At 71.5% G+C, this 26431-nt stretch carries 21 protein-coding genes; 8 read left to right on the forward strand and 13 right to left on the reverse strand.

Annotation, left to right across the window (positions count from 1 at the left end):
* Nucleotides 1–5: 5 nt before the first annotated feature.
* The 3 genes from ACFWM2_RS07850 to ACFWM2_RS07860 all read right to left on the reverse strand — a co-directional run bounded on the left by ACFWM2_RS07850 (nt 6) and on the right by ACFWM2_RS07860 (nt 4314).
* Nucleotides 6–1790 carry a M4 family metallopeptidase gene (locus ACFWM2_RS07850; RefSeq protein ID WP_383274401.1) on the reverse strand — a complete coding sequence of 595 codons (1785 nt, stop codon included), beginning with the start codon at nt 1788–1790 and terminating at the stop codon, nt 6–8.
* Between the two features lie 326 nt (nt 1791–2116).
* Entirely contained in the window at nt 2117–3235 is a 1119-nt protein-coding gene (locus tag ACFWM2_RS07855) for a polyprenyl synthetase family protein (RefSeq protein ID WP_383274404.1), read from the reverse strand.
* Nucleotides 3232–4314: a tetratricopeptide repeat protein gene (locus ACFWM2_RS07860; RefSeq protein ID WP_383274407.1), complete on the reverse strand. Its 1083-nt coding sequence runs from the start codon at nt 4312–4314 to the stop codon at nt 3232–3234. The genes ACFWM2_RS07855 and ACFWM2_RS07860 overlap by 4 nt, the downstream gene beginning before the upstream one ends.
* Nucleotides 4315–4958: 644 nt before the next feature.
* Between ACFWM2_RS07860 and ACFWM2_RS07865 the strand changes: the two genes are divergently transcribed.
* Nucleotides 4959–5600 (forward strand): TetR/AcrR family transcriptional regulator, encoded by a 642-nt coding sequence (locus ACFWM2_RS07865; protein WP_383274410.1) that lies wholly within the window; start codon nt 4959–4961, stop codon nt 5598–5600.
* A gap of 115 nt (nt 5601–5715) precedes the next feature.
* Entirely contained in the window at nt 5716–6342 is a 627-nt protein-coding gene (locus ACFWM2_RS07870; RefSeq protein WP_383276433.1) for an alpha-ketoglutarate-dependent dioxygenase AlkB, read from the forward strand.
* Between the two features lie 14 nt (nt 6343–6356).
* Here ACFWM2_RS07870 and ACFWM2_RS07875 read toward each other — a convergent pair whose 3' ends face one another.
* The 3 genes from ACFWM2_RS07875 to ACFWM2_RS07885 all read right to left on the reverse strand — a co-directional run bounded on the left by ACFWM2_RS07875 (nt 6357) and on the right by ACFWM2_RS07885 (nt 9760).
* A complete protein-coding gene (locus tag ACFWM2_RS07875; protein WP_383276435.1) occupies nt 6357–6947 on the reverse strand; it encodes a TetR family transcriptional regulator in 591 nt (196 codons plus the stop codon).
* Nucleotides 6944–8464 (reverse strand): MFS transporter, encoded by a 1521-nt coding sequence (locus ACFWM2_RS07880; protein WP_383274413.1) that lies wholly within the window; start codon nt 8462–8464, stop codon nt 6944–6946. The genes ACFWM2_RS07875 and ACFWM2_RS07880 overlap by 4 nt, the downstream gene beginning before the upstream one ends.
* A gap of 90 nt (nt 8465–8554) precedes the next feature.
* On the reverse strand, nt 8555–9760 hold the full coding sequence (locus tag ACFWM2_RS07885; protein ID WP_383274416.1) for an FAD-dependent monooxygenase: 1206 nt from the start codon (nt 9758–9760) through the stop codon (nt 8555–8557).
* Nucleotides 9761–10218: 458 nt separating this feature from the next.
* On the opposite strand from ACFWM2_RS07885, the gene ACFWM2_RS07890 reads away from it, so the two are divergent.
* From ACFWM2_RS07890 to ACFWM2_RS07900, 3 genes are all read left to right on the forward strand, one after another.
* Entirely contained in the window at nt 10219–10587 is a 369-nt protein-coding gene (locus ACFWM2_RS07890; protein ID WP_383274419.1) for a tyrosinase cofactor, read from the forward strand.
* Between the two features lie 33 nt (nt 10588–10620).
* Complete coding sequence (locus ACFWM2_RS07895) at nt 10621–11445, forward strand: tyrosinase family protein (protein WP_383274421.1); 825 nt, start codon at nt 10621–10623, stop codon at nt 11443–11445.
* 113 nt (nt 11446–11558) lie between these two features.
* A complete protein-coding gene (locus ACFWM2_RS07900; RefSeq protein WP_383274423.1) occupies nt 11559–12011 on the forward strand; it encodes an SRPBCC family protein in 453 nt (150 codons plus the stop codon).
* Between the two features lie 43 nt (nt 12012–12054).
* Here ACFWM2_RS07900 and ACFWM2_RS07905 read toward each other — a convergent pair whose 3' ends face one another.
* The 3 genes from ACFWM2_RS07905 to ACFWM2_RS07915 form a co-directional block, all read right to left on the reverse strand.
* The gene (locus ACFWM2_RS07905) at nt 12055–12750 is read right to left on the reverse strand and encodes a ribonuclease H (protein WP_383274426.1); all 696 of its coding nucleotides are present in this window, start codon (nt 12748–12750) and stop codon (nt 12055–12057) included.
* A gap of 1 nt (nt 12751) precedes the next feature.
* A complete protein-coding gene (locus ACFWM2_RS07910) occupies nt 12752–13711 on the reverse strand; it encodes a helix-turn-helix domain-containing protein (RefSeq protein WP_383274429.1) in 960 nt (319 codons plus the stop codon).
* A 348-nt stretch (nt 13712–14059) separates the two neighbouring features.
* A complete protein-coding gene (locus ACFWM2_RS07915; protein WP_383274432.1) occupies nt 14060–14857 on the reverse strand; it encodes a VOC family protein in 798 nt (265 codons plus the stop codon).
* A 152-nt stretch (nt 14858–15009) separates the two neighbouring features.
* On the opposite strand from ACFWM2_RS07915, the gene ACFWM2_RS07920 reads away from it, so the two are divergent.
* The gene (locus tag ACFWM2_RS07920; RefSeq protein ID WP_383276438.1) at nt 15010–16026 is read left to right on the forward strand and encodes a zinc-binding alcohol dehydrogenase family protein; all 1017 of its coding nucleotides are present in this window, start codon (nt 15010–15012) and stop codon (nt 16024–16026) included.
* Nucleotides 16027–16096: 70 nt separating this feature from the next.
* Here the strand turns inward: ACFWM2_RS07920 and ACFWM2_RS07925 are convergent, their stop codons facing one another.
* Nucleotides 16097–16942, reverse strand: coding sequence for a neocarzinostatin apoprotein domain-containing protein (locus ACFWM2_RS07925; RefSeq protein ID WP_383274435.1), 846 nt, complete (start codon nt 16940–16942; stop codon nt 16097–16099).
* A 128-nt stretch (nt 16943–17070) separates the two neighbouring features.
* On the reverse strand, nt 17071–18273 hold the full coding sequence (locus ACFWM2_RS07930; RefSeq protein WP_383274438.1) for an SGNH/GDSL hydrolase family protein: 1203 nt from the start codon (nt 18271–18273) through the stop codon (nt 17071–17073).
* 228 nt (nt 18274–18501) lie between these two features.
* Here ACFWM2_RS07930 and ACFWM2_RS07935 point away from each other — a divergent pair, with 228 nt between their 5' ends.
* Both ACFWM2_RS07935 and ACFWM2_RS07940 read left to right on the forward strand, forming a co-directional pair.
* On the forward strand, nt 18502–19416 hold the full coding sequence (locus tag ACFWM2_RS07935; RefSeq protein ID WP_383274441.1) for an SGNH/GDSL hydrolase family protein: 915 nt from the start codon (nt 18502–18504) through the stop codon (nt 19414–19416).
* A 289-nt stretch (nt 19417–19705) separates the two neighbouring features.
* Nucleotides 19706–20965 (forward strand): glycoside hydrolase family 71/99-like protein, encoded by a 1260-nt coding sequence (locus ACFWM2_RS07940; protein WP_383274444.1) that lies wholly within the window; start codon nt 19706–19708, stop codon nt 20963–20965.
* A gap of 120 nt (nt 20966–21085) precedes the next feature.
* Here the strand turns inward: ACFWM2_RS07940 and ACFWM2_RS07945 are convergent, their stop codons facing one another.
* Together ACFWM2_RS07945 and ACFWM2_RS07950 are read right to left on the reverse strand one after the other, a co-directional pair.
* A complete protein-coding gene (locus ACFWM2_RS07945; RefSeq protein WP_383274447.1) occupies nt 21086–23332 on the reverse strand; it encodes an ROK family protein in 2247 nt (748 codons plus the stop codon).
* Nucleotides 23325–26417 (reverse strand): alpha-mannosidase, encoded by a 3093-nt coding sequence (locus ACFWM2_RS07950; protein WP_383274450.1) that lies wholly within the window; start codon nt 26415–26417, stop codon nt 23325–23327. Before ACFWM2_RS07950 ends, ACFWM2_RS07945 begins: the two co-directional genes overlap by 8 nt.
* Nucleotides 26418–26431: the final 14 nt, after the last annotated feature.

Consider the following 26431-nt stretch of genomic DNA (forward strand, 5'->3'; position numbering starts at 1 on the left):
GTCCGTCAGCGCCCGGCAGGGGTGTTGGCAGGGGTGACGTTGACGGCGGCCCAGGACTGGTCCACCGTCTTGTACTCCGTGCTGTCGGCCCCGTACATGTCGGCGGCGGCCTTGAGCGTCGCGGCGCGCGCGTCGTGGAAGTCGGTCGTGGAGACCATGTAGCGGGTGAGCGCCCGGTAGAAGATGGCGGTGGCCTTGGTGCGGCCGATGCCGGTGACCTGCGAACCGTCATAGGTGGGCGAGTCGTACTTGACGCTGCCGATCGTCTTGCGGCCACTGCCCTCGGCCAGCAGGTAGTAGGCGTGCGAGGAGACGCCGGAACCCGCGTGGACCTCGGTGTCGTAGGCCTCGGGCGCCCAGTAGTCCACGGTCCCCTCGAGCTTGTCGAGGGAGGGCTTGTCGAGGCGGCGCAGGAACTTCTGCGCCAGTCCGAGCTTCTCGCCCAGGAGGTAGTTCGGCGGGTTCTTCGGGTTGTTGGTGGAGAACTCGACCGCCGAACCGAAGATGTCCGCGAGGGACTCGTTGAGAGAGCCGGGCTCGCCGTACTGGTTGCCGTCCGCGTCGACCCGGGTGGGTTCCAGGGCGGCGGTGGCGTCGACGACACCGTGGGTCAGCTCGTGACCGGTGACGTCGAGGACGACGAGCGGCTTCTTGAAGAGGTCCCCGTCACCGTCGCCGTAGAGCATGCACCCGCAGGTGGAGTCCCAGAAGGCGTTGCCCACCTTGCGCCCGAAGTGGACCATGGCCTTGGCACCGGTGCTGTTGTTCTTGATGCCCTTGCGGCCGAAGGTCTTCTTGTAGAAGTCCAGGGTCTTGGTGATGCCGTACTGGGCGTCGACCGCTGCGGTGGCCCGGCTGGAAGTGGCACCGTTGCCCCACTTGTTGTCGGCGTCGGTGAACTTCTTGCCGCGCGAGAACGCCTCCAGCTCCTGGCCCTTGGCGTCCCGGGTCTCGGTGTTCCAGCGGTTGGGGTCCTTGAGGACGTAGCTGGTCCGGGCGGTCCGGGTGGTGGTCAGCGGCACCTTGCCGACGAACAGGGAGGCGCCCGTGCCCGAGGCGGTCGACGGATAGCGTGCGGCGCCGGCGCCGGTGAGGAGCGCGGACGGGGTGCCCGCATCGACACCCGAACCCGTGGCCGGGTTCAGCTTCTCGCCCCGCTTGCGCAGCGTCTCGCCGAGAGCCGGCGAGATGAACTCGTCGCTGTCGGGGGTGTTGCTGCGCACCGTGCCGGTCCGTGCGTCCACGACGACCGTGCGGGAACCGCCGGCCTCCGTGGTGTCGCTGTCCGTCACCCGCACCTGGTAGGCGAGTACGGCCGCGCCGTCCCGCGCGTCCACGACGAGTTCGGCGTTGCCGGCGTCGCCCTTGGCGACCTCGGCGGCCTTCCGCTCGGCCTGCTCGGCCGTGAGCTTCGCCTGCGTCGTGGCCGGCTCCACCTTGTGGTCGGCCGCCCGGGTCACGCCCAGGTAGGCGGACCGTTCGCTGAGGTGGACGACCAGGTCGCCGCCGAGGACGGGCATCCCGCGGTGGGTGCGGACGAAACGGACGTGCAGTTTGCCGTCCTGGTCGGTCATGACGTCCTTGGCCTGGAGGGTGTCGCCCTGGGTGACACCGGTGGCCGTCGCGTGGGCGAAGGCCGCCGCGCGGGCCGCTTCCACGGGCGAGGACGCCGAACTCGCGGCGCGGGCGGGCGAGTCGGGGGCGGCCGCGAAGGCGGGGGCCGTCGGGAGTGTGGCGGCCGTCGTCACCGCGACGGCTATCGCCACGCTGCGTATGTGGGGTCTGCGCACTGAGTTCCTTGGAACAGGGGCGGCCGGGATCGCCAACCGCCCTGACGCGCGGCGCTGTTGGGCACCGCGGGGGCTGTCGGGCCCCGTTGCGGAACTCTCACCGATTCCTCATGTACATGTAAAGACTAAAGATCCCCTTTGTGTTCTTCGGGGCGATCTCTTTACGAATGTTCACTTCAGGGTGATCAGCGGGTGACCAACTGTGCGTCGTCCGGACAGATGTGAGACGAGATGAGCTGGTTGCCTCACCGAGCCCGCCGAAGGGTGAATGTGACCCATGTCGCACAGCCTCCGGCCCGGCGGACCGGGCCGGAGGCACCCGAGCGTCAGACCGTGCGGTGAGTGAGGGCGGCCAGCAGCGTCCGCAGGTCGGCCGTCGCGCCCGGGTCCAGCGGCGCGGCCGCCAGGATCGCGTGGGCCCGGGCGAGATGCCGGCGAGCCTCCCGCAGCGCCGCAGTGCGGCCACCGCACTCCTCGACCAGCGTCGCGGCCCGGCGCACACCGGCGTCGTCGAGCGCGGGCCGGGAGGTGAGGAGTTCGGCGAGCCCGGCCCCTTCCGCGGTGTTCAGGGCGGCCAGGACCGGGAGGGTCTTCTTCGCCTGGCGCAGATCGCTGTGCACCGGTTTGCCGGTGACGGCCGGGTCACCCCAGATTCCCAGCAGGTCGTCGACGATCTGGAAGGTCACTCCCAGATGGCGGCCGACGCGGTCCAGCGCGGTCACCGTCTCCGCCGGCGCTCCCGCCAGCCGGGCTCCCAGGGCGAGTGCGCAGCCGAGCAGGGCGCCGGTCTTGCGCTCGGCCATCGTCTCGTACGCGCTCACGGTCACCGCGTCGGGGCCCGTCCACGGGCGGCGGGCGAAGAGCAGGTCGTCGGCCTGTCCGTGGACGAGGTCACCGAGGGCGGTGGTCAGGAGGCGTACGGCCCCGGCGGCCGAGGTACCGTCCGTCGTGGTCTCGACGGCCAGGGTCTCGACGGCCAGGGCGAAGAGCGCGTCGCCGGCCAGGACCGCCGGGCCCGTGCCGTACGCCTTCCACACCGCGGGACGGCCCCGGCGCATCGGGTCGCCGTCCATGATGTCGTCGTGCAACAGCGAGAAGGTGTGCACGAGTTCGACCGATACGGCGGCCGGTACACCCGTCGCGGCGGACGCCCCCGCCGCCTCGGCGCCGAGCACCGCCAACGCCTGCCGGACGCCCTTGCCCGAGCTGTGGGCGGCGGGGGCGCCACCGACCTCCCTGCGGCCCAGTGCGTAACCGGCCATCTCCTCCACCCAGGGGTGCAGCGTGCCGAGGGCCTCCGTCAACGCGGGCGCGACGAGCGCGCGACAGCGGTGGAGCAGGGCCGCGGCTTCGTCGCCGGGCCGACCACGATCCGCGTGCGCGGCTGAGGCATCGGCGAGGGGCTGGCTCACGGGCCCCAGGAGGGACGAGACCAGAGCCGTCATCGGGCTGCCTCCGCATCCGAGGAGGCTGAGGAGGCGGAGGCGGACGCCGGCGTCGGGTCGAGGCCGAGTTCCGTGCGGGCCCGGTCGATCATCGCGCGGGCGTGCCGCAGGCCGATGTCCTCCAGAATCCCGGCCAGTTCGGCGAGATCGGCGGCGGTGACGGCGCGGTCACGGCCCAGGCGCGCCAGCGACTTGACCAGTCCGAGGCGGGCCAGTGCCCGGCCGCGCGGCTCGCTCATTCCGTCGAACTCGGCCAGCGCCTGCGTGTAGAAGTCCCGTGCCTCCTCATAACGCCCGGCGCGGTAAAGGACGTTGCCCCGCATCTTGTGGTTGTAGGCCAGAGCGCTGACCAGGTTCATCTCCCGGCAGGAGACCTCCGCCTCGCTCAGCAGCTCCAGCGCGCGCCCGGTGTCGCCGTCGCGTACGGAGACGATGTCCGCCAACCCGCGCAGGGCCCAGGCGTGGCCGCGTCGGTCCTCGGCGCGAGCGGCTATGTCGGCGGCTTCCTCGAACATCGCGTACGCGGTGTCGTACGAGCCCGTGTTGCGATGTATCTGGGCGATGCCTTCCAGGGCCCACACCGTGTGGCGTGCCTCGCCGCGCTTCCTGGCCTCGGCGAGGAGCTGCTCGTGGAGCGTGGTCACCGCCTCGTAGTCGCCCTGGATCCGGCCGGTCTCCGCCATGCCGGCGAGCGAGTAGCCGCGGACCACCACGTCCCCCGCGTACTCGCCGAGTTCGGCGGCCAGCCGCAGCAGTCGCCAGGCCAGGGGGAACGCGCCGCGCTGCCGCGCGAGCGTGCCGCCGCTCCACAGGGCCCAGGCCATGGCTCCGGTGTCGCCGGCCTCGCGGGCGGTCCGGTAACTCGCCTTCCAGGCCCGCTCCGCGTCCGCCACCTGACCGAGCCGGCGGTGCGCCTCGGCGACGGCCAGGCCCGAGCGGGCGGCCTCGCCCCGCGCCCCTGCGCGCTCGGCGGCGCGCAGCTGCTCGGTGCCCGCCGCCAGGACGTCCGTCAGCGAGGAGTTCACCGACAGGGTGGTCAAAGCGCCCTGGTACTCCGGGGCGAAGGCCTTGCTGTACATGAGTGCCTTTCGGTCTGCCGCCGACCGGGACTGCCGCCCGTCGGAGGATGCTGGACGTCGCCGGGCGGACGGCCGAGCACAGGACCATGCGCACTCCACGCACACGCCTCACGTACAGCAAGCACGTATGCACCACATGTATACACGTCACGTATACACTGAGTGTATAGCATCCGGGACGTCAGCCCGGGAATCCTCGCTCCACCGCGGCCGCGCCACCGACCCGTTGCCGATCAAGACGGCGACAGCGCGCGTGAGGTTGCTTCCCGGAGGTGTCGGTTCCGGTCAACTCGGCGGCGAGGGACCGTTCAAGAGCAGTCGGCGACGTTCTCGGCGTAGCGGCGGACCCAGGCCGCATCCGTGGAGGACATCTCCGGATTCATCAGCGACGTCTTGCCCATTCGGCTGCAGGGCGCGGATCCACCGGAGGCGAGCAGGAATGAGTAGACCTGCGCCGACCCTGTGGGAGCTCATGTACTTCGGCAAGCATGACCGGTGATCCGTGCCCGTCGGCACCGCGGCCGGCAGATCACCGGTCGGTCCGGCGCCGACTCCGGACCGACCGACGGCGGACGGCATCATATCGACCTAATTGACATATATCAATTAACCGGGCGGGGGCAATCGGACCTTACGATGACGCCATGGTGAAGCCCGCGCGCCCGAAGGGACGCCCGCCCAAGGACGAGGCCCCCGCCGCCCCGGAAGAAGGGGTTCTACAGGCAGCACTGATCGCGTTCGCCACGCACGGCTTCCAGGGCACATCGGTCCGCACGCTCAATCGCGAGCTGGGCGTGAGCCACAATCTGCTCCACCAGCGCTTCGGTTCGAAGGAGGCCATCTGGCGGGCCGCCGCGGACTGGGGATTCGGCAAACTGGTCACCCAGCTCCTGGCCACGGACGACGAGTCGGCGCAGCCGCTGACCCGGCTCCACACCTTCGTGCGGACCTTCGTGCGCTTCAACGCGGACCATCCCGAGCTGCAACGGCTGATGGACATCGAGGGCGGTCAGGCCGGCGAACGGCTCGACTACATCAGCGACACCTTCGTCTCCCCGGTCATCGACCGCTTCCTGCCGCTGCGCAACGCCCTGGTGGAGAGCGGCGACATCCGGCCGGTACCCCCCGAGGTGATCTACTACATGATCACTTCCGGCGGTGGGGCCATGTTCGCGAACCAGGCGCTGACCGAGCGGCTCTTCACGCGCGCACCGCTGAAGCCCTCGCACAGGGACGAGTACGCGGACTCCATCGCCGACTTCATCATGAACGCGCTGCGCCCCTGAGCGCCGACCCGGCCCGCGACGCCGGCGGACAGCTCCTTTCCCCCACCACGCGACACCTCACCGCAGCCCGCCCTCCATATGGAACATACTTTCGAATATGGAGTACGCTGCTGGTATGGGCATGAACCTCCAGGGCTCGCTGTTCGACCAGACCGACGACGTGGGCCTCAACCCGTTGAGCGAGCTGCGCCGTACCGAGCTGGGCGGCGGGGCCTGGATCGACCTGCTGCCGGGATGGCTCAGGGGCGCGGACACACTGTTCGAACGGCTCGTCTCCGACGTTCCCTGGCGGGCCGAGCGCCGGCGGATGTACGAGCAGGTCGTCGACGTACCGCGGCTGCTTTCGTACTACCGGGCCGACGACGAACTGCCGCACCCGGTCCTCGACGAGGCGCGCGACGCGCTCTGCGCGCACTATGCGGCCGAGCTCGGGGAACCGTTCACGACAGCGGGGCTCTGCTACTACCGGGACGGGCGCGACAGCGTCGCCTGGCACGGGGACCGGATCGGGCGGGGTGCCCGCGAGGACACCATGGTCGCGATCGTCTCGGTCGGCGCGGCCCGCGATCTGGCGCTGCGGCCCCGCCGGGGCGGCGAGAGCCGCCGGTATCCCCTCGGGCACGGCGATCTGATCGTGATGGGCGGCTCCTGCCAGCGGACCTGGGAGCACGCCGTCCCGAAGACGACACGCGCCACCGGGCCCCGCATCAGCATCCAGTTCCGCCCGCAGGGCGTGAACTGACCCCGCCGTCCGCGCTACGCCAGCTGCGCCTGGACGGCCGGGGCGTATCTCTCGACGATGTCGTCGACGTCGGCCCCCCGCAGGTGCGTGCCGCGGGCGATGCCGTACATCACGCCGAGGCCGAGCAGCGTGCTGACCGCGAGTTCGGCACGCAGTCCCGCGTCGGGACCGGTGAGCCGCGCGGCGAGGCGTTCGCTGACCTGCGTACGGAAGTTGGTGCGCAGGATGTCGCCCTGCTCACCGTGGAGCGGGGCGAAGACGATCCGCAGGATGGGGTCGGCGCCCTGGTCCCGCTGGCTGACGAGCAGGTGCCGGACCATGTGCCGCCCCAGCTCGTCCAGCGGTGCGTCGAGGAGGGCGGTGGCGTCCAGTTCGAAGGACATCACCCGCGCGAAGAGCGTGTCCTTGTTGCCGAAGTACTTCAGGACGAGCGGTGCGCTGACACCCGCGCGCTCCGCGATCGCCTTCAGCGTGATGTCCGCGTGGGCGTGCCGCGCCAGCAGATGGCGGGCCGCTCGCAGGATGGCTGTCTTTGTCGCCTCTGCGTCACGGCGCGCCGGCGCGTCCGCGGCGAGGCCGGGGGACGGAGTACTCACGATGCTCAGGCTCCTTCCAGTGCCTCGTCTTCCCGCGCCTCGGGCCGGTCCGCCTCCGTGCGGCCTGCTTCCGTACCGCGGCGATCCGCTCCCGCACGGCCGCGGACCCGGGCGCCCGGGGTGGTGGGATCGACCGGTATGGACAGGGCGGCTCCGCAGGCCAACAGTGCGACCGTACCCGCCATGGCGAACGCCAGCAGATAGCCGTGCAGGGTGGGCACCGCGACACCGCCGACCGGGCTGGTGTGATGGACGAGCACGGCGGCGACGGCAGCGCTGCACACGGCCTGGCCGATGGTCCGCATCAGTACGTTGACGCCGTTGGCGGACGCGGTCTGGCCGGCCGGGACGGCACGCAGGATCAGGGTGGGCAGTGCCGAGTAGGCGAAGGTCGTGCCGGTGGAGACGACCGTGGCGCCCACGATGATCACCCACAGGTCGCGGCTGTCCGCGATACGTATGACATAGCCGAGGACGATCACCGCAGCGCCGAGGGCCAGCGTCACGCGTGGGCCGCGGGCCGCGGAGATGCGCGCGGACACGGGCGAGAGCAGCAGCATGGTCACGCCGCTGGGCAGCATGCACAGGCCGGTCGCCACGATGGACAGGCCGAGCCCGTATCCGGTGGCCTTGGGTGCCTGGACGAGCTGGGCCGTCACCAGGGAGTTGGCGTAGAAGCCGAAGCCGAGCAGGAGCGCGGTCAGGTGCGGCAGGGCGACGCGCGGCCGGGAGGCCAGCTTCAGGTCGACCAGCGGCCGTTCGGCGCGCCGCTGCTGCACCCACCAGGCGCCGAGGATGAGTACGCAGGCGACGAAGAGGCCGAGGATCGTGGGGCTGCCCCAGCCCCACTGGCCGCCCTGCGACACGCCCATCAGCAGACAGACGAGTCCCGCGGCCAGGCCCAGCGCTCCGATCGTGTCGAAGCGCCCGGGCTCGCGGACCGGCGACTCGCGCACGGCCCACCAGGCGAGCGCGAGTCCGACGGCACCGAGCGCGCTGGTGGCCCAGAACATCACGTGCCAGTTCGCGTACTGGACGATCAGCGCCGCGAGCGGCAGGCCCAGCGCAGCGCCGATGCCCACGGTGGAACTCATCAGCGCCACCGCGGAACCGGTGCGCTCCGGGGGGAGTTCGTCGCGCAGGATGCTGATGGACAGCGGTACGACGGCGGCCGCCGAGCCCTGCAACGCCCTTGCGGTGATGAGGATGCTGATGTCGGAGGTCAGCGCACACATCACCGACCCGACGGTCATCAGGGCGAGCGCGGCGAGCAGCACCCGCCGCTTGCCGTACATGTCTCCCGCACGGCCGAGCACCGGCGTCAGCACGGCGCCGGAGAGCAGGGTGGCGGTGACCGTCCAGGACACGGCGCCGGCCGAGGCGCCGGTCAGCCGGGGGAGGTCCGGCAGCAGGGGCACCACGACCGTCTGCATGACGGCCATGAGGATCCCGCCGAACGCCAGGACCGGGACCGTCAGGCGGTCCCGCAGGCCGCGCACGTCACGCCCGGCACGCACGGCCGTCATGGGCACTCCAGAAAATCGGCACAAAAAAGAGGTGAATGGCGATTCACCATATCGAGTGAATCGCCATTCACCTAGTCCGGGCCCGGACGGTCAGCGCCCCGAGCGGGCCTGCACCGTGCGCGCCAGCCGCGGCCCGAGCCACCGTTTGAGGCGACGCAGCGCCTCCAGCTGCCCGGCCGCGCGGTCGATCCGGTAGTAGAGCTGCGGCGGGACGTAGGGAAGCAGCGGGGAGTGCCGCTGTCCGAGGAGGGCGAACATCTGCGGGGGCGGAAGGCTGATGTAGCGCGGGAGGTTCTCGTACCACTGGGCGCTGTGCCGGGCCGCGCTCTGGATCGACAGGAGGGCGGACTTGCGCTCCCGTTCGTAGTGGGCGAGGGCCGGTGACAGGTCCTGGTGGGTGCGCAGGGCGTCCGCCAGCGAAATGGCGTCCTCCAGGGCGAGGGTGGTCCCCGCGCCGATGGAGTAGTGGGTGGTGTGGGCGGCGTCGCCGAGCAGGACGAGGTTGTCCCGGTGCCAGGTGCGATTGGTGAGGGTACGGAAGTTGAGCCACTGGGCACTGCCGTCGGTCTGCGCCCGGCCGATCAGTCCGTGCCCGTCCAGCAGGTCCGCGAAGAGCTTCTCCAGCAGGGCCAGGCCGTCGGGCTCGGACGCCCGGTCGAGCCCGAGTCCGGTCCAGGTCTCCGGGGAGCACTCGATGACGCAGGTGCTGTGGTCCGCGCTGAAGCCGTAGCCGTAGCACCAGATCCAGCCGTGCTCGGTCTCGACGAAGGCAAAGGTGAAGGAGTCGAAGACCTTGGTGGTGCCGAGCCAGAGGTAGCGGTTGCGCCCGAGGGCGATCTCGCTGCCGAAGTGGTCGGCGTACCGCTCCCGCACACCGCTGTGGACCCCGTCACCGGCGACGACCAGATCGGCGTCCGGGAGCGGGTCGGCGGCGGTGATCTCGTGCTCGTACTCCAGCCGTACGCCGAGGGACGCGGCGCGCTCGCCGAGGAGGTCGAGCAGCCGGCGCCGGCCGATGCCGAAGCCCTCGTCGCCGTGGTGCACGGTTCTGCGGTCGCGGACGTGGGCGACACCGTCGCTCCAGCGGACCGAGCTCTCGCCGACGGCGAGTGCGGATTCGGGGTCGCCCGCACGCAGCTTGTCGAGCAGGCCTCCCCAGTACGTCACGCCCCAGCCGTACGTGGACCCGGCCGGGTTGCGCTCGTGGACGGTGATCTCGTGGGACGGGTCCTGGCGCTTCATCAGGATCGAGAAGTACAGGCTTGCGGGTCCGCCACCGACGCACGCGATCTTCACGCGCACTCCCCTATGTTGCACAAAGCGGTCAGTTGATCACGAAGAGTAGCAGGGAGAGATGGGTGCTTCCGCGGAGCCGGCGGACAGGTCGACCCGGACACCCCACCCCGCCCGTCGCACCCGCGCACTCCCCCGAGGCGGCGCAGCCGGACCGGCGAGATCGGCCAACGGGCCCCGGGCGCACCCCCTTTCGCGTCACCTTCCGCAGGTGAGCCACGCCACTCGGCAGCCGCACCTTCCGCAAGATCATCGCTGTGAATCTCCCCGCCGGGAGGAATTCCTCCTTCCGGGCACCGCCGACGCCTGGAACAGCAAGATCATCTTCGTTCAACCTTGCACGACATTTGCTTAATTGTCCGGATCACGGCCAACCGCATATCGGCGATTTCCTCCCTTCTCCGACAGCCCGATAAGCATGCCGGGTCAGCACAGGAGAACTGTTTCCAGGAGGACTTCGCATGCCTGAGCTCACTCGTCGCCGCGCCCTCGGCGCCGCGGCCGTCCTGGCCGCGGCCGCCGGCTCCCAGGCCGTCGCCGCACCGCCCGCGGCCGCCGTCCCGGACCCGCACCACGGCGGACCCGAATCCTTCGAAGAGGTCTACCGGGGCCGCCGCATAGCGGGCCGCCCCACTGCCGGCGGACACCATCACGGCGCCGGTTACGGCGTGTTCATAGACGGTGTGGAGCTGCACGTGATGCAGAACGCCGACAGCAGCTGGATCAGTGTCATCAGCCACTACGACCCCGTGCCCACTCCACGGGCGGCCGCTCGCGCCGCGGTCGTGGAGCTGCAAGGGGCGCCACTCGTCCCCTTTCGCGCCAACTGACCCGCCCCGCAAGCAGACTGGGATCTCCCGCACATGACCGTACGCAAGAACCAGGCCGTCCTCACCGCCGACGAGAAGCGGCGTTTCGTCGACGCCGTCCTGGAGCTCAAGCGCAGTGGCCGCTACGACACGCTCGTCACGACCCACAACGCCTTCATCCTCGGTGACACCGACAACGGCGAGCGGACGGGCCACCGTTCACCTTCGTTCCTGCCCTGGCACCGCAGATTCCTGCTGGAGTTCGAGCAGGCGCTGCAAGCGGTCGACTCCTCCGTCGCGCTGCCCTACTGGGACTGGAGCACCGACCGCTCCGTGCGCTCCTCGCTGTGGGCCCCGGACTTCCTCGGTGGCACCGGACGCAGTCTGGACGGCAGGGTGATGGACGGGCCGTTCGCGGCCTCCGCCGGCAAGTGGCCGATCAATGTACGGGTGGACAGCCGGACCTATCTGCGACGCGCGCTGGGCAGCGGCACCCGCGAGCTGCCGACCCGGGCGGACGTGGAGTCGGTCCTCGCCATGGCGACGTACGACATGGCTCCCTGGAACAGCGCTTCGGACGGCTTCCGCAATCACCTCGAGGGCTGGCGGGGTGTCAACCTCCACAACCGGGTGCACGTCTGGGTGGGCGGCCAGATGGGCACCGGTGTCTCCCCCAACGACCCGGTCTTCTGGCTCCACCACGCCTTCGTGGACAAGCTGTGGGCCGAGTGGCAGCGCCGGCACCCGGGCTCCGGCTACGTGCCCACCGCCGGCACGCCCGATGTCGTGGATCTCAACGACACGATGAAGCCGTGGAACGACGTCCGGCCGGCCGACCTGCTGGATCACACGGCGCACTACACCTTCGACACCGCCTGACCCTGGGTGCCGTCTCCTCGGGAGCGGATCACCGGGATTCGCCTCCTGGGGCCCGGGTACCCGCGCCGGACACCGTCCGGGTGGTCCGGACGGGTCCGAGAAGGAGGTAACCCGTGTCTCAGGTCGAGGAATCCATCGAGGTCGGCGTTCCGGTGCACACCGCGTACAACCAGTGGACGCAGTTCGAGACGTTCCCCGAGTTCATGAGCGGCGTCGAGCGCATCGAGCAGCGTACGGACACCCTCACTCACTGGGTGACCAATGTGAACGGGGTGCACAGGGAGTTCGACGCGGAGATCACCGAGCAGATCCCGGACGAACGGGTCGCGTGGACGACGGTCGCCGGGCAGGCCAAGCAGGCCGGCGTGGTCACCTTCCACCACCTCGACGAGGGCCGGACCAAGGTGATGCTCCAGCTGGAGTTCGTACCCGAGGGCGCCACCGAGACCGTCGGCGACAAGCTCGGCTTCGTCAAGCGCCAGACGCAGGGTGACCTTGAGCGCTTCAAGAAGTTCATCGAGTCCCGGGGCCTGGAGACGGGCGGCTGGCGCGGCAGCATCGCGTGAACCCGGCCCGCTCCCGGTGCGACCGGCCGCCGAGGCCGCTGACTCAGGCCTCGGCGGTACGGCACTCCGGGTGGCCCCAGCCCTGCGGGTTCTTCGCGATGGGCTCGCCCGCGGCGTAGGAACGGCCGCACAGACACCGGCCCGGGAACTTCGCCTTGATCGTCCGCGCCGGGGAGGCCGCCCGGGCGGGCTTGCCCGCGGGACGGCGGCGCTGGGCGCCCGATGCCGGGGTGTCCGGCGAGGGCGGCGGTTCCGGGGAGCCGAGGTCGCTGCCCGCGGGCTCCTGGACGATGGCCGCCTGGCTCGCCGCCCGGTCCGCGAAATCGTTGAGCCGGTCGCCGTCGACCTGGTGCGCGGGCACATAGCGGAATTCGACGGAGCGGCCGTCGAGCAGCTCGTCGATGCGTACGACCAGCTCCTGATTGGCGACCGGCTTCCCTGCCGTCGTCTTCCAGCCCTTGCGCTTCCAGCCGGGCAGCCAGGTCGTCACGGCCTTCATCGCGTACTGGGAGTCCATTCGGATCTCCAGCGGCACGTCCGGGTCGACGGCCGTCAACAGCCGCTCCAGTGCGGTGAGTTCGGCGACGTTGTTGGTCGCGGTACCGAGGGGTCCGGCCTCCCAGCGGGTGGGGGTCTCCGTACCGTCGGCGACCACCCAGGCCCAACCGGCCGGACCCGGGTTTCCCTTCGAAGCCCCGTCACAGGCGGCCACAACGCGTTCAAGCATGTACCCGATCATGTCACGGGCCGCCGGGTGCCTCCGGCCCGGGGCGAGTGCCGCCTCCACCGCTGATGATCAGCCGCTGGCCCAGCGAGGTGGCCGTGTGCAGGACGTATTTGCCGTCGCGGTGACTGGCGACCAGCCCCCCGTCCCGCAGTACGCCGATCTGGTAACTGACGCTGGGCAGCGAGATACCCACCACCTGCGCGACCTCGGAGCTGGTCCGGGCACTCGGTCCGGCCACCGCGGTCAGCACGGTGGCCCGGGTACGGCCGAGGAGCCGTTCCAGACCGTCCACCGCGGAGCGGACGGCGATGTCGAACGGGGGCTTGGCCACCGGGTAGACGAGCACGGGGTCGAGTCCGGGGTCCGCGAGCGCGGTGGGTCTGCGCCAGCAGAAGTAGGACGGGACGAGGAGCAGGCCCCGCCCTTCCAGATGCAGGTCCCGGCGGACCGGGTAGTCCACTTCCAGCACCGGGGCCCGCCAGCGGGCCAGCGGGCGCAGGCCGTCGAGCAGCGCCTGGGTGCCGCCGTCGAGGAGAGCGCGGGTGCGCAGGCCGACGTCGTTCGCGACCGCGCCCCGGATGTGCGGCCAGTGCGGCTCCATGAGGGCGCGGAAGGAACGGCCCAGCGCCTCGGCCAGCGCCTTGAGTCCGTCGCCGCCGGGTCGGCCCAGCGTTCCTGCCCAGTTGGGGACGCGTCGTGACTCGGCCAGCCGGCTCAGGTCACGGTCCAGGCGGGTGCGGGGCGTGCCGCGCACCCGGTCCAGGCTCGCGGACAGGCCGTCGCCGGTGACCGGCGGGGTGAGGAAGTCCGGGATGTAACCGGAGGCGGGGATCAGTTCCCGCAACGGGCGCAGGGCACGGCCCGCGACCGGGTCGGCCAACAGCCTGGCCCGTGCCGACCGGCGCCAGGGGCCGAATTCGAGCGGTCCTTGTGCGGTCTCCAACCGGCAGACGCCGCATATGAGTTCCCACAAGGGATCAGGCTGTCGGGCCACACGAACGTTCTGCAGATCGTACGGGGTGAAGTGAATGCGGAGCATGTGTCTCTTCCACTCGCAATCCCTGTGGGGGGTCGGCCGCTGGAAGCCGGCGCGGCCACATGAAGGGACGAGTACGGGCCCCCCATGGTTGCCCTTTCGGGGAACTCGCTCCGCTCTCCCCCGGACCCATCTCAATTACCGGAATCCATAACGGACTTACGGAAGTTCCGAATCTTGTGAAGCACGCCGGCGAGGGACTTGGCCAATCTGCTTCCGAACACCCCGAAGCAGCTGCTTCCGAAGGTCCGGGAGCAGCTGCCGCGGGAAGCGTGGAGCGGGTGTTCAGGACACGTCGGTGAGCTTGGGCATCGCGCCCTCGGTCGTCGTGATGTCGATGACGGAGAAGGACGCGCCCTGGGGGTCGCTCAGCGCGGCGAAGCGGCCGAACGGGGTGTCCATCGGGCCGAAGCGGAGGATCCCGCCGCGTTCGGTCGCCCGCGCCACCGCCGCGTCGCAGTTCTCGACGGTGAAGTAGACGTTGATGTACGGCGGCACCTCGGGCGGGAAGTCGTCCGTCATCGTCATCCGGCCCAGGACCGCGTCGTCACCGAGGCTGAAGAGCCGGAAGTCGACCTGGTCGTCCTCCATTTGCTGGGCGCGGTAGGGGAAGACGGCGGGGAAGAACGCGTCCGACTTCTCAGGAGCGCGCGTGAACACCTCGGCCCAGCAGTACGCACCCGGTACGGCCTTCGCCTCGAAGCCCTCGTGGATGCCGGCCTGCCACACGCCGAACACGACGCCGCCGGGATCGCGGGCCAGCGCCATGGTGCCGAATTCACCGACCTGCATCGGCTCCATCACCACTTCGCCGCCGTTGTCCCGGATCTTCTGCGCCGTGGCCCCGGCATCGGGCGAGGCGAAGTAGAGGCACCAGGCGGAATGGCCCTCCTGCCCCGGCATGGGCGGTACAACGGCGGCCACCGCCTTGCCGTCCACGTACGCCTGCGTGTAGTTGCCGTACTCGGACGACGCCTCGCTGAATGTCCAGCCGAGTACGTCACCGTAGAAACTCTTGGCGCCTTCGACATCGCTGAACATCGCGTCGGCCCAACACGGCGTTCCCTCTGGTTGTACCGCCATGACTTCGACCTTCTCCGGTTCGATGGATGCTTTCGCTCCTCACGCTAGTCAGCCCGCGGCGGGGCCGCGCGCCGAGCGCGCGGACCTGCCCGAGACTGGGCAGAAGCGGAGAAACCGCACGGACGGCCGGCGACGGGACGGGGCACGGGATGATGCACGCGTGGGAGGTGGCCCGGCCTGGGCCCATCGAGCGGGAGCCGCTGCGCTTCGTCGAGAAACCGCTCCCGGTACCGCGGGAGGACGAACTCCTCGTACACGTCCGCGCCTGTGGGGTGTGCCGTACCGATCTGCACGTCAGCGAGGGCGACCTGCCCGTGCGCCGGCCCGGTGTGACGCCGGGGCACGAGGTGGTGGGCGTGGTGGCGGCGACGGGCCGGGCGGTGAGCGGTTACGCCGTGGGCGACCGGGTCGGCGTCGCCTGGCTGCGGCGTACCGACGGCACGTGTGCGTACTGCGCCCGCGGGGCGGAGAACCTCTGCCCCGGCTCCGAGTACACCGGCTGGGACGCCGACGGCGGCTACGCGGAGTACACGACCGTGCCGGCCGTGTACGCGTACCGCCTGCCCGAGGATCTCGACGACGTCGCGCTGGCGCCGCTGCTGTGCGCCGGCATCATCGGCTACCGCGCGCTGCTGCGGGCGTCGCTGCCGCCGGGCGGGCGACTTGGCCTGTACGGGTTCGGCGGCAGCGCCCATCTGTGTGCGCAGGTGGCGCTCGCGCAGGGCGCCACCGTGCATGTACTGACCCGTGACGCCGCCGCGCGGCGGCTGGCCCTCGAACTGGGGGCCGCGTCGGCCGGCGGCGCCGCGGAGCCGCCGCCGGAGCCACTGGACAGCGCGATCCTGTTCGCGCCCGTCGGCGAGCTCGTCCCGGTCGCGCTGCGCGCGCTCGACCGCGGCGGGGTCCTGGCGGTCGCGGGGATCCATCTGAGTGACGTGCCGCCGCTGCACTACGAGCGGGAGCTGTTCTACGAGAAGGAGCTGCGCAGCGTCACCTCGAACACGCGCGAGGACGGTCGCGCGTTCCTGACGCTGGCCGCGCGCCACGGCGTCCGCGCCACGACGCACGCCTATCCGCTGTCGCGGGCGCAGGAGGCCCTGCAGGACCTCAAGGCCGGGCGCTTCGACGGGGCCGCCGTACTGGTCAACGACCTGCCGCCGCGCCACTGACGCCGGGCCCCTGACCGCCACGGGGTTCGCACGCCGGTGACCGCGGTGCCGAGCCCACGCGCCACTGGACCTACTGGCGGGCGACACCCCGGGCCGCTGAGCCGCCGGTCCCGGGCAGCGGCTGTGCGGGGTCGAACCCGAGCGGCGTCCGTACGGTCTCGGGGCCGCGGACCCGGGAGGCGAAGGCGACCAGTTCGCAGCTGCCGCGGGGGCGGCAGTCGACCGTGGCCCCGCCGATCGAGGTGAACGCCGCCGACAGGGTGATGTCCCGGTCCATGCGGCCCTCGTCGGTCGTCGCGGGCGGCCTGCTGCCGGGCCGGCACCCGAGGGTGTCCGTCGATCCCGTGACGCACTCGAGGACGGAGACGTGGTACTGCGGCTCGTAGCCGCGGCCGCTCACATGGACCGACTGGCCGTCGGTCAGCTCACGGTTCGGGGTGGCCTGCAAGGTGGGCGGCGCCTCCAGCCGGCCGTGCCGGGCGAAGCCCAGCGGCACCGTGGTGAGCAGCGCGCCCGAGTTGTCGGTGAGCGCCAGCGAGCACGGATCGTCCCGGTCCGCCGCACGGCAGTCCACCGGGCCCGAGTCGGGTTGCAGGAGCGCGTACAGCTTCTTCGGCGACAGGTCGTAGGTGCCGTCGGGCAGCACCCGGAACTGCCGTCGGGTGGCGTCGTCGCAGGTGTCCTCCGCCGCAGAGGGGCCGCACTGCTTGACCCAGACGTAGGCCTTCGGCGGCCCGCCGCTGATGCGGAAGGTCACGATGTCGCCGTCCCGCAGTCCCGCCGTCCGGTCGACGTCCAGCGTCGGTCCGGCCACCGCCTGCACCGGGCCCGCCCCGGTCAGTGCCGGCAGCAGTGCCCCGCACCCCAGCGCCGCCGCTCTCGCCGCCGTACGCGCACGCGTCATCCATCTCGTCATCGAGTGGCCCCCCAAGGCTTCCGGTCTCGGTCCGCAGTGCATCCTCGGGGGCGGGGCCGGTGAGGGGCCAGAGCACTATCCGGCCAGTCGCCTCCGGCGGGCCTTGCGCGGCGCCGAACGGCCGGTCCTCACAGGGCGTTGAGGTCGACGACGGCGGCCATCGCCGCGTACCCGGCGTCGTTCGGGTGCAGGTGGTCTCCCATGTCGTAGGCCGGGCGGATGCGCAGCGGGTCGGCGGGATCGCGGACGGCCCGGTCGAAGTCGATGACCGCGTCGAAGAGCCCACTGGTCCGGATGTAGTCGTTGACCGCGAGGCGGGTGGCTTCGAGGGTGCCGTCGTAGACGCGCCAGCCCTTGAAGGGGGTCAGGGTCGCGCCGACGACCTTGATGCCGTGGGCGTGCGCCTGCCGGACGATCTCCCGGTACCCGGCCGTGATCGCCGCCGGATCCGTCTGGTGCGGGTCCTGCTGGATGTCGTTGATGCCCTCCATGAGGACGAGGGTGCGCACGTCCGTCCTGGAAAAGATGTCCTCGTCCAGCCGGGCCAGGGCCCGCACCCCGAAGCCGCCACCGTCCAGCAGCAGGCGGTTGCCGCTGATCCCGGCGTTGAGGACACCCAGCTGCCGGGTCGGCGGCAGTTTCTGCAGCCGGTCCGAAAGGTAGTCCGGCCAGCGGTGGTTGGTGCCCTGCGTGGATCCGTAGCCGTCGGTGATCGAGTCGCCGAACGTGACCACCGCCCCGCGCGCCGGCGGGTCGAGGACGTCGACGCCCGTGACGTAGAAGCGCAGTTGGCTGGTACCGGTGTAGGCGGCGCCCGACACGTCGGCGGCGCGGTCGCCCGCTCTGGCGACGTACGCGAGCTGCTGCGCCAGCGGATGCACGGTCTGCAGCCCCGGTACCCGCGGGAGATGGGCGCTCACCAGCAGATCGCTGTCCGGCGCCAACGCCAGGCGTACGGGCTCGCTCTCCACGTCCTCGCCCGGTGCGACGGACCGCTCCCTGAAGGCGACTTGACGCACCGTGCCGGGCACGGCGTCGACCCCGGACGCGCGGACGGCCACGGTCACCCGGCCGAGGACCAGCGGGGTCGTACCGAACTCGTTGGACAGCCGGATGCGTACCCGTGAGCCGCCGACGCTGATGTGCACGACCTGGCGGAGCGAGTCGCCCGAGACGACGTCGCCCGTCGCCTCGCCCACCACCGCCGGGGCCTGCCAGGAGCCCACCCAGCCGTGCGCGGGGGGAGAGGTGTCCTCCCGGGCGGCGGCGGGCAGGGCGGTCGCCAGAATCAGCGTGAGGGGGACTGAGAACACCTTGGCGCCTCGGAACACGACGTTCACCTCTTGACTGCGACATGGTCCACCGGCACCCGAAGGGCAGGGGAACAGCGACAGGGGAATTGGATCGAAGGACCAACGGGCCGTCAAGAACGCGACGACCGAGAGGCGCTCGGGACCCTCGCCGGCCGACGCGGCACCGTGGCCGACGTACGTCTTCCGCCTTCTCCCCCGCTGTGCTTGCCTGGGGGCCCTTTCGGTCGGCGGGGCGGGAGTTGCTGTATGCGAAAGCCGTGGATCGTGGGGGCGTTGCTGGCCGGGCTGCTGCTCGGCGGCTGCGGGGATCCGGCGTCGGGCCCGGAGGCGTCCCCGCCCGCGCCCGCGGCCCCCGGGGCGTCGCGCTCACTGTCCTCGACGACCCATCAGCGGCCGGCCGCCTCCCCGGGCACCCCGGCGGAGCGCCCCGCCGTGCTCTATCTCGGGGACTCGCTCGCGATGGAGAACCAGAACGTGCTGGGGCAGACCCTGCGGGACGAGGTGCGCGCACGCTATACGAGTGCGCCCTATTCGGGCACCACTCTGTGCGACTACCTGGAGGGCACCACGAAGAAGTCGCTGGTGCCGCCCGCCGACAAGGCGGCCGCGCTGGTGCGTTCACTGCGGCCGGACTACGTGGTGCTTCAGTTCTGGGGCAACTCCTGGGGCTACACGCCCTGCATGGACGGCATCACGTACGACAAGGCGCGTGCCACATACCTATCGCGGTACGCGTCGGACGCGGACCGGCTGGCCGACCAGATCGCGACGGCGGGCGGGGCCCGGCGGCCGAAAATCGTGTGGGTGCTGCAAGGGCCCGACCCGATGACCCCGGACCGGGTCCGGAAGGTGAACGCGGTCTACGAGAAGCGGGCTGCCGCCTCGGGCGACCTCGTCGCCGACGCCGGGAAGACGGTGAGCCCGGCCTCGGGCCGTTACACCTGGGCCGAGGAGTTGCCGTGCACCTCGTACGAACGGAAGCACTCGGCGTACTGCACCCGGCCGGGGCGCGGGCGCACCACCCTGCACCGCGACGACGACTATCTGCACTTCTGCCTGGCCCCGACCACGTCCAAGCCCAAGCCGTGCCCGGTCCGTTCACCGGGCATTCTGCGCTTCGCACGTGAAATCACCCGGGTGATCTCCGATCACGTTCACTGACGGCGGCGCCGACGGGTCGTCAATTCACAATGCGCCGGAATCGGAAATTGGAAAATAAAGAGCCTGACAATCCGTGTGCCCGGCGCTCCGAATTTTTCAAAATTCCTTCATTCCAAACGCTTGTAACATGGCGTTAATCTCCTCTATTTTCGCAGCACGCCTGAGGGGCAGGCAGGTCTGCCGCCGCCCTGGACCCCACCCCTTCCAGGCGTGACATTGCGGCGCTCTCTTCACGGGCGCCCGCGATGCCGGTTCTTTCCCGGCAGCCCCCACATGGAGGAAATCTCCCGTGAGCATCACACGACGCACCCTGCTCGGAACGGCGCTCGCCGCGACAGCGGGACTGAGCACCGCCCAGCACGCGAACGCCTTACCCGCCCCCCTCGACGCACAGGGCCCCGCCGCGAGCCCGCCCGGCGATGTCGTCGGCAAGGTATCCGTCGGCTATCAGGGCTGGTTCGCCTGTCAGGGCGACGGAGCCCCGATCAACGGCTGGTGGCACTGGAGCCAGGACATGAGCCGGCCTCCGTCGCTCTCCAACACGACCATCAAGTCGTGGCCGGACATGAGGGAGTACAGCCGCGGATTCGCCACGGCCTACCCCAACCTCAACAGCGGTGCGGCCGCCCGGCTGTTCTCCTCGTGGGACCAGCAGACCGTCGACACCCACTTCCGCTGGATGCGCGAGAACGCCATCGACACCGCCGCGCTCCAGCGCTTCAACCCCTACAGCCCGGAGGGTCCCACGCGGGACTCGATGGCCCAGAAGGTGCGGCAGTCCGCGGAGGCCAACGGCCGCAAGTTCTACATCATGTACGACGTCACCGGCTGGACGTCGATGCAGACCCAGATCAAGGAGGACTGGACGTCGAAGATGAAGGCGCACACCTCCTCCGGCGCCTACGCCCGGCAGAACGGCAAGCCGGTCGTGTGCATCTGGGGATTCGGGTTCAACGACTCGGGGCGCCCCTTCGAGCCGGCGCCCTGCCTGGACGTCGTCAACTGGTTCAAGGCACAGGGCTGTTACGTCATCGGAGGCGTGCCCACGCACTGGCGTACCGGCACGGAGGACTCGCGTGCCGGGTTCTCGGACGTCTACCACGCGTTCAACATGATCTCGCCCTGGATGGTGGGCCGGATCTCCAGCGCGGCCCAGTCCGACCAGTTCTTCCAGAACGTCAACACGCCCGACCAGGCGGACTGCAACGCCCACGGCATCGACTACCAGCCGTGTGTGCTGCCGGGCGACCTCCAGGAACGCCACCGCGCCCACGGTGACTTCATGTGGCGGCAGTTCTACAACGTGGTCCGGGTCGGCGCGCAGGGCATCTACATCTCGATGTTCGACGAGTTCAACGAGGGCAACCAGATCGCGAAGACCGCGGAGACGGGTGCCGACGTGCCGGCGGGCTCGGGCATCTGGGCCCTGGACGAGGACGGCACGCGCTGCTCCGCGGACTACTACCTGCGGCTCACGCGGGACGGCGGACGGATGCTCAAGAAACAGATCGGCCTGACGGCCACCCGGCCCACTCCGCCGACCGTCTGAGCCGGGGGCCCCGGCCGGGGGATGGTGCCGGGGTCTCCATGGGCGCCGGGGCGGACTTCACGAGGGTGTCCGCTCCGGCGTCGTACGCCATGGGTCCGCCATCCGCGGGGACTTGAGCCGTCAGACCCGGTCCCTGCCGCGCAGTCGCGGCGTGAACGTGGCGTGGAAGAGCGTGGAGGCGGCGCCCACCGCGGCGGCCTCCGCGCTGAGCACGGACCGCTCCACCTCGACCCGGCGCAGCCGGCGTGCCGTGGGGAACTCGTTGACGGTTCGGCCGATCTCCTCCAGGTAGAAGCCGGCGACGTCGTCGGTGAAGAACGGGCCGCCCAGCACGATCAGGTCGATGTCGAGCAGGTCGACCAGGCCCAGCGCCCCGCGTCCGACCGCTCCCGCCACCTCGCGCACGGCACGGACCGCCGCGGGATCACCGTCGGCCGCGGCCCGGCCCACGGCGCGGTAGGCGGCGGTGCTGCCGCCGTCGGTGCCCGCGCTGCCCAGACCGAGCCGGGCCGCGAAGTCCGGTACGGAGACGGGCGGGTTGCACTCCGGCAGGATCTCCGGCCGGCCGTCGCCGGCCATCCGGCCGAGGGCGATCGCGCACAGCTGCCCGAACTCGCCCGCGTTGGCACTCACGCCCCGGTAGAGGTCGCCGTTGAGGTAGAGCCCGGAGCCGACCCCCGTGCCCAGGTACAGATACGCGAAGTCCCGTGCCCTGCGGTCGCGTCCGATCCACCGCTCCCCCGCCGCGGCGGCGAGCGAGTCCTTCTCGATGAGCACCCGGCACGGGAAGTGGTCCTTGAGCAGATAGAGCAGCGGCAGGTCTTTCCAGGCCTGCATCAGCGGCGGGTTGAGCACGGTGCCGGAGGCGATGTCGACCGGTCCCGGTACGGCCACTCCGACACCGAGCAGGCCGTCCTCGCGTACGGCGCCGCGGGCCTTCTCCAGGGCCTCGTGGCCGAGCGCCACGACCTGCGCGACGAACTCGCCGGGATCGGTGTCCGCGCTGACCGGCCGGGTGCAGGTGCAGACGATGGCACCGTCGAGGTCGATGACGACGGCCGTGAGCAGCTCGGGGTCGATGTGCAGACCGAGGGCATGCGCGGCCGTGCCGCAGAGCCGGACGGGGGTGCGCGGTTTGCCGGAGGTGGCACGCCGCTGGGCGTCCTCGACGAGGATCCCGCGGTCCAGGAGCGAGCGGGCGATCCGGGACACCGACTGCTGGGTGAGGCCGGTGCGGTGGGCTATCTCGCCGCGTGTGATGCTGCCGGAGAGCCGTACGGCCTCGATGACGACGCACTCGTTGAAGGAGCCGAGGTCGATCTGGTTGACGCCGCTGAACGACGCGGGGACGGACGGGAGTTGGCGCCTTGCGGGTGCGCGAAGATGTCCGGCGACGTTCTCGCGCAGCCAGTGCACGGGCTCGGCGGGGCCGCCGGGGGACGGCCGGTGGGCGCGCCGTTCCAGAGCGGCGACGAGGTCGAGGTAGACGCGCCGGGAGGACTCGGGGTGGCTGGTGCTGTCGAGCGCGATCATCGCCCGCAGGAAGCCGCGCCAGGTGGTCCTGGCGGGGAGGTCGTGGAAGGTGACGGGGGTGCCCGCGTCCGGGTGTCCGGTGTCGCGCCCGGCAGGGCGTCCCCTCTCCCACAGGACGACCGCGTGCAGTTCGATGTCCGGATGGTGTTCGGCCGCCGCCGCCAGGTAGGCGGGAAGCGCGCCGTCCCAGCGGGTGTCCGGCCCGGAAGCCGCGGCCCGAGCAGCGACGGCCGGGTCCGGCGCGGCACTGAGGGGGTCCAGCGCGCGGGCCACTCCCTCCAGGACGTCCTCGCCGATCACCGTGGCGGCCGGAGCGGTACGCGGGGTCTGCGGCCGGGTGCCCGCGAGGAGGACGGCGCTCAGGGGATCGACGTACAGGCCCATCACCCACACGTCGGCGCCGGGCAGGGGTGGCCGGGTCGGGATGTGCGGGGCGGGTGCCGCGTCGGGTGGGAGCTGCCAGCGGCGGCGGATCGCGGCCACCGTGGCGTGGGACAGGCCCAGTTCCCGGGCGATGGCCCGGCTGGCTCCGCTGCCGCCGGGGGCCAGCAGCGCCCGGGTGACGACCTCCGCCTCGTCGACCAGGGCGGGGCGGCCGGTGCGCGGGCGCTGTTCGAGCCCGGGCAGTCCGCCGCTGTGCCAGCGGTGGCGCCAGCTCCCCACGGTCTGCCGCGAGACGCCGAGGCGGCGGGCGATGTCCGCGTCGCGGAGTCCTTCGGCGGCGAGGAGGACGACGCGGGCGCGGGTGGCGAGCGGTCCGCCGCTGCCGGCCCAGCCGCGCAGCACGGCCCGGGTCTCCGCCGGCAGGCCTGGGTCGGAGCGCGGTTCAGGCACCGCCGTCCTCCCGGCGTCGCCCGGCGCGCACGAGCCGCAGGGTACGGATCTGGAACGGCCGCAGGACGAGCGGCACGCGGCGGTGCTCGCGGTCGACGGGGTGCGACGTGGGGTGCTCCTCCAGGAGGTCGGTCTCGTGGACGGCCTCGATGGGGAAGTCCGTGGCCAGCTCGGCGCGGACGTGTCCCCCGCGGGCTTCGTAGAGCCGTACGACGAGGTCGCCGCTGCGGTCGTCGGCCAGCTTCACCGTCTCGACGACGACATCGGGGTGGTCCACCGACACGAGCGGGGCACTGCCGCCCGTGTCGGCGGCGGGTCGCAGCGGGAGGTTGAGTGCGTACCCCTCGATGAGGGCGTCGGCGAGCAAGGCACCGGGGCGCAGCGTGTGCCGGAAGCGGTGCAGGCCGCGATCGGCGTGCGGGTCGGGGCCGTGCGATGCGCGCAGCAGCGTATGGCGTACGACGGTCGTGGTGCCGCCGTCGTCGCGGGTGTGCCGGGCGACGTCGTAGCCGTAGGTGGAGTCGGTGGCCAGCGCCACGCCCCACCGGTGTTCGCCGACGTGGATCCACCGGTGGGCGGAACGCTCACGGGGCGCCGTGTCCGCGTCGGAGTTCTCGTGTGTCGGGTGGGGCACGTGCCCGAACTGCACGTCGGCGTGGGCGACTTCGGCATGGACGTCGAGCGGCCAGGCCTGTTTGAGGACGGTGTCGCGCTCCCGCCAGTCGACCTCCGTGTCGACCGTCAGCACGCGGCTGCCGGCCGTGAGGGTCAGGTCCTGGGTGACCGTGGAGCGGCCGGTCCCGCGGCGCACGCGCACGGTCGCCAACAGCGGCCCGTGCGCCCGCAGTTCGACCTGCTCGGCGTCGCGCAGCTCGCGGTGGGCGAGGCGACGGGGACCGAAGCGGTCCGGTTCGTCGCGATGGAGCTGGAGGAGGTTGCCCGCCTCACCAGGAGCGACGGCGTCACGTCCCGTCGTGAGGTCGACGGCCGACCGCACGAGACCTTCGGGATCCACACGCACCCTCAACAGGCCGTTGTCCAAGACGTGTTGACCGTCGGAGGTGGTGTGCGCGGTCACGGGTGCGGTGGTGTCGAGAGGGAGGCCTGTGCTGCCCACTCCGTGTGCGGGTGCCTCGGCGAGGACCGCGAGGCGGCCGTCGGGCAGGAGCTGGGCGTGCTCGGAGACGAGTCCGGAGTCCGCTTCGAGGGTGACGACTTCCCGGCGCGGGTGCGGGGCCGGGTTGAGGACGCCCCGGCCGTCGGAGCCGCCTGCCGCCCGCCGTACCAGCCGGGTGAGCCGGCGCCGGATGTCGCGGTGCTCGTGCTCGGCGTCCTCGTGGACCCAGGCGATGGAGCTGCCGGACAGGATGCTGCGGCTCTGCTGGAGCAGGACTCGCCGCCACAGGGCGTCGAGTTCGTCGTACGGGTAGGGGACGCCGTGGCGCACCGCGGCGGTCGCCGACCACAGTTCCGCCTCGTGGAGCAGGGCCTCGCAGCGGCGGTTGCCGCGCTTGGTGCGGGCCTGCCCGGTGTACGAGCCCCGGTGCGGGGCGAGGTCGAGATCGCCCCGCCAGACCGGTGCCTGGGGGTCCGCCTCCCGGGCCTCGCGGAAGAACTGGGCGGGGTGGCGCATCGTGACGGGCGGGGAGCCTTCCAGGTCGGCGAGCCTGCGCGCGCGTTCCAGGGCGTCGCGCCCGGGGCCCTCCGTGCCGGCGCCGAGAGGCAGCAGGGCACGGTCCGCCGGTATCCGGCCGGTGAGGTCCGTGACGGTGTCGGCGAGCGCGGGGCCGGCGAGGGTGGCATCCGCCGCGAAGTGGGTGAGGAGCCGGGTGCCGTCGATGCCCTCCCAGCGGACCAGCGGCTGGACCGGCGCGGGGGCGTGGCCGGCGTCGGGTCGCGCGGTGAGCAGCCAGTGGGCGCCCGCGAGGGCGGCGATCTGCGGTAAGGCGGCGGACACGCCGGCGGCCTGGGGCAGCCAGGCGCCGTCGCTGTCGGCGCCGAGTTCGTCCCGGAAGAAGCGCCGGCCGAGGACGAACTGACGCACCAGCGCCTCACCGCCCGCGAGTTCGGTGTCCGGCTCCACCCACATACCGCCGACCGGCACCCAGTTGCCGTCGGCGACGGCCTTGCGCAGCCGTTCGAAGACATGCGGCTGCTGGTCCCGCATCCAGGCGTAGTGCTGCGCGGACGATGCGGCGACGACGAGTTCGGGGTACTCCTCGGCGAGCGTGGCCAGGGTGCTGAAGGTGCGGGCGCAGCTGCGGACGGTCTCCCGGACGGGCCACAGATTCCCGGGGTGCAGATGCGCGTGGCCGACGGCGGCGACCGTGCGGGCCGAGCTGCGGGCACCCTCGGCGAGGACGGGCGCCAGGACCCGGCGGGCGGCCGCGGCGGAGCGGGCCACTGCGTACGGGTCGACCGCGTCGACGGCTTGCTCCAGGGCGGTCCGTATCTCGTGCCGGCGCGGCAGTTCGGCGGGCAGGGCACGCATGAGGCCGTCGAGGGCCTCCATGTCGTGCAGGAGGTGCCAGACGTCCTCGTCGCGTACGGCGAGGTCGGCGCGCCTCAGCCGGTACAGCCGGGCGTCCCCGGCGGTGACCGGGTCGCCGTAGTGGACGCCGGTGCCGGTGGCTGCGTCGATGGGCGGATTGGCGGCGGCCTCGACGAGCAGGCGGACGGTCTCGCCGCCGCGCGCGGCGGCGGTGACGGGAAGGGAGTCGGTGTGCGGGTGCAGTCCGTGCAGCGGAATGCCGTGCTCGTCATGGACGAGGCCTTCCGCCTGACAACCGCCGTGTCCGGGATCCTGGCCGAGGTCGATGACGGCTTCGACCCGGCGGCCCGCCCACCGCTGCGGAACGGTGGCGGCGACGCGGAACCAGGTCGTCGACCAGGGCTGCCCCCAGCGCTCCCCCACCGTGAACGGCGCGTAGTCGGCACGCAGGGCCACGTCCACCGGCACCGGCTCTCCGGGAATGTGCCAGGCGCCGACGTCCATGGGGACGCTCTGCGGATAGAGCGCGGGGCGGAGCCGTTCGCCGAGGAATGCGGCTATGCGTTCTTCGCCGGACTTTCTCCGGTCATGCATCGGCAGCCCTTCCT

Origin of the sequence: Streptomyces sp. NPDC058371, from assembly GCF_042723265.1 — a bacterium.
Classification (GTDB): domain Bacteria; phylum Actinomycetota; class Actinomycetes; order Streptomycetales; family Streptomycetaceae; genus Streptomyces.

Coding starts and splice junctions, on each gene's coding strand:
- ACFWM2_RS07890 (WP_383274419.1), top strand. CDS start 10,219: ATGCCTGAGCTCACTCGTCGCCGCGCCCTCGGCGCCGCGGCCGTCCTG.
- ACFWM2_RS07895 (WP_383274421.1), top strand. CDS start 10,621: ATGACCGTACGCAAGAACCAGGCCGTCCTCACCGCCGACGAGAAGCGG.
- ACFWM2_RS07865 (WP_383274410.1), top strand. CDS start 4,959: ATGGTGAAGCCCGCGCGCCCGAAGGGACGCCCGCCCAAGGACGAGGCC.
- ACFWM2_RS07915 (WP_383274432.1), bottom strand. CDS start 14,857: ATGGCGGTACAACCAGAGGGAACGCCGTGTTGGGCCGACGCGATGTTC.
- ACFWM2_RS07880 (WP_383274413.1), bottom strand. CDS start 8,464: ATGACGGCCGTGCGTGCCGGGCGTGACGTGCGCGGCCTGCGGGACCGC.
- ACFWM2_RS07925 (WP_383274435.1), bottom strand. CDS start 16,942: ATGACGAGATGGATGACGCGTGCGCGTACGGCGGCGAGAGCGGCGGCG.
- ACFWM2_RS07950 (WP_383274450.1), bottom strand. CDS start 26,417: ATGCATGACCGGAGAAAGTCCGGCGAAGAACGCATAGCCGCATTCCTC.
- ACFWM2_RS07855 (WP_383274404.1), bottom strand. CDS start 3,235: ATGACGGCTCTGGTCTCGTCCCTCCTGGGGCCCGTGAGCCAGCCCCTC.
- ACFWM2_RS07920 (WP_383276438.1), top strand. CDS start 15,010: ATGCACGCGTGGGAGGTGGCCCGGCCTGGGCCCATCGAGCGGGAGCCG.
- ACFWM2_RS07935 (WP_383274441.1), top strand. CDS start 18,502: ATGCGAAAGCCGTGGATCGTGGGGGCGTTGCTGGCCGGGCTGCTGCTC.
- ACFWM2_RS07860 (WP_383274407.1), bottom strand. CDS start 4,314: ATGTACAGCAAGGCCTTCGCCCCGGAGTACCAGGGCGCTTTGACCACC.
- ACFWM2_RS07905 (WP_383274426.1), bottom strand. CDS start 12,750: ATGATCGGGTACATGCTTGAACGCGTTGTGGCCGCCTGTGACGGGGCT.
- ACFWM2_RS07870 (WP_383276433.1), top strand. CDS start 5,716: ATGGGCATGAACCTCCAGGGCTCGCTGTTCGACCAGACCGACGACGTG.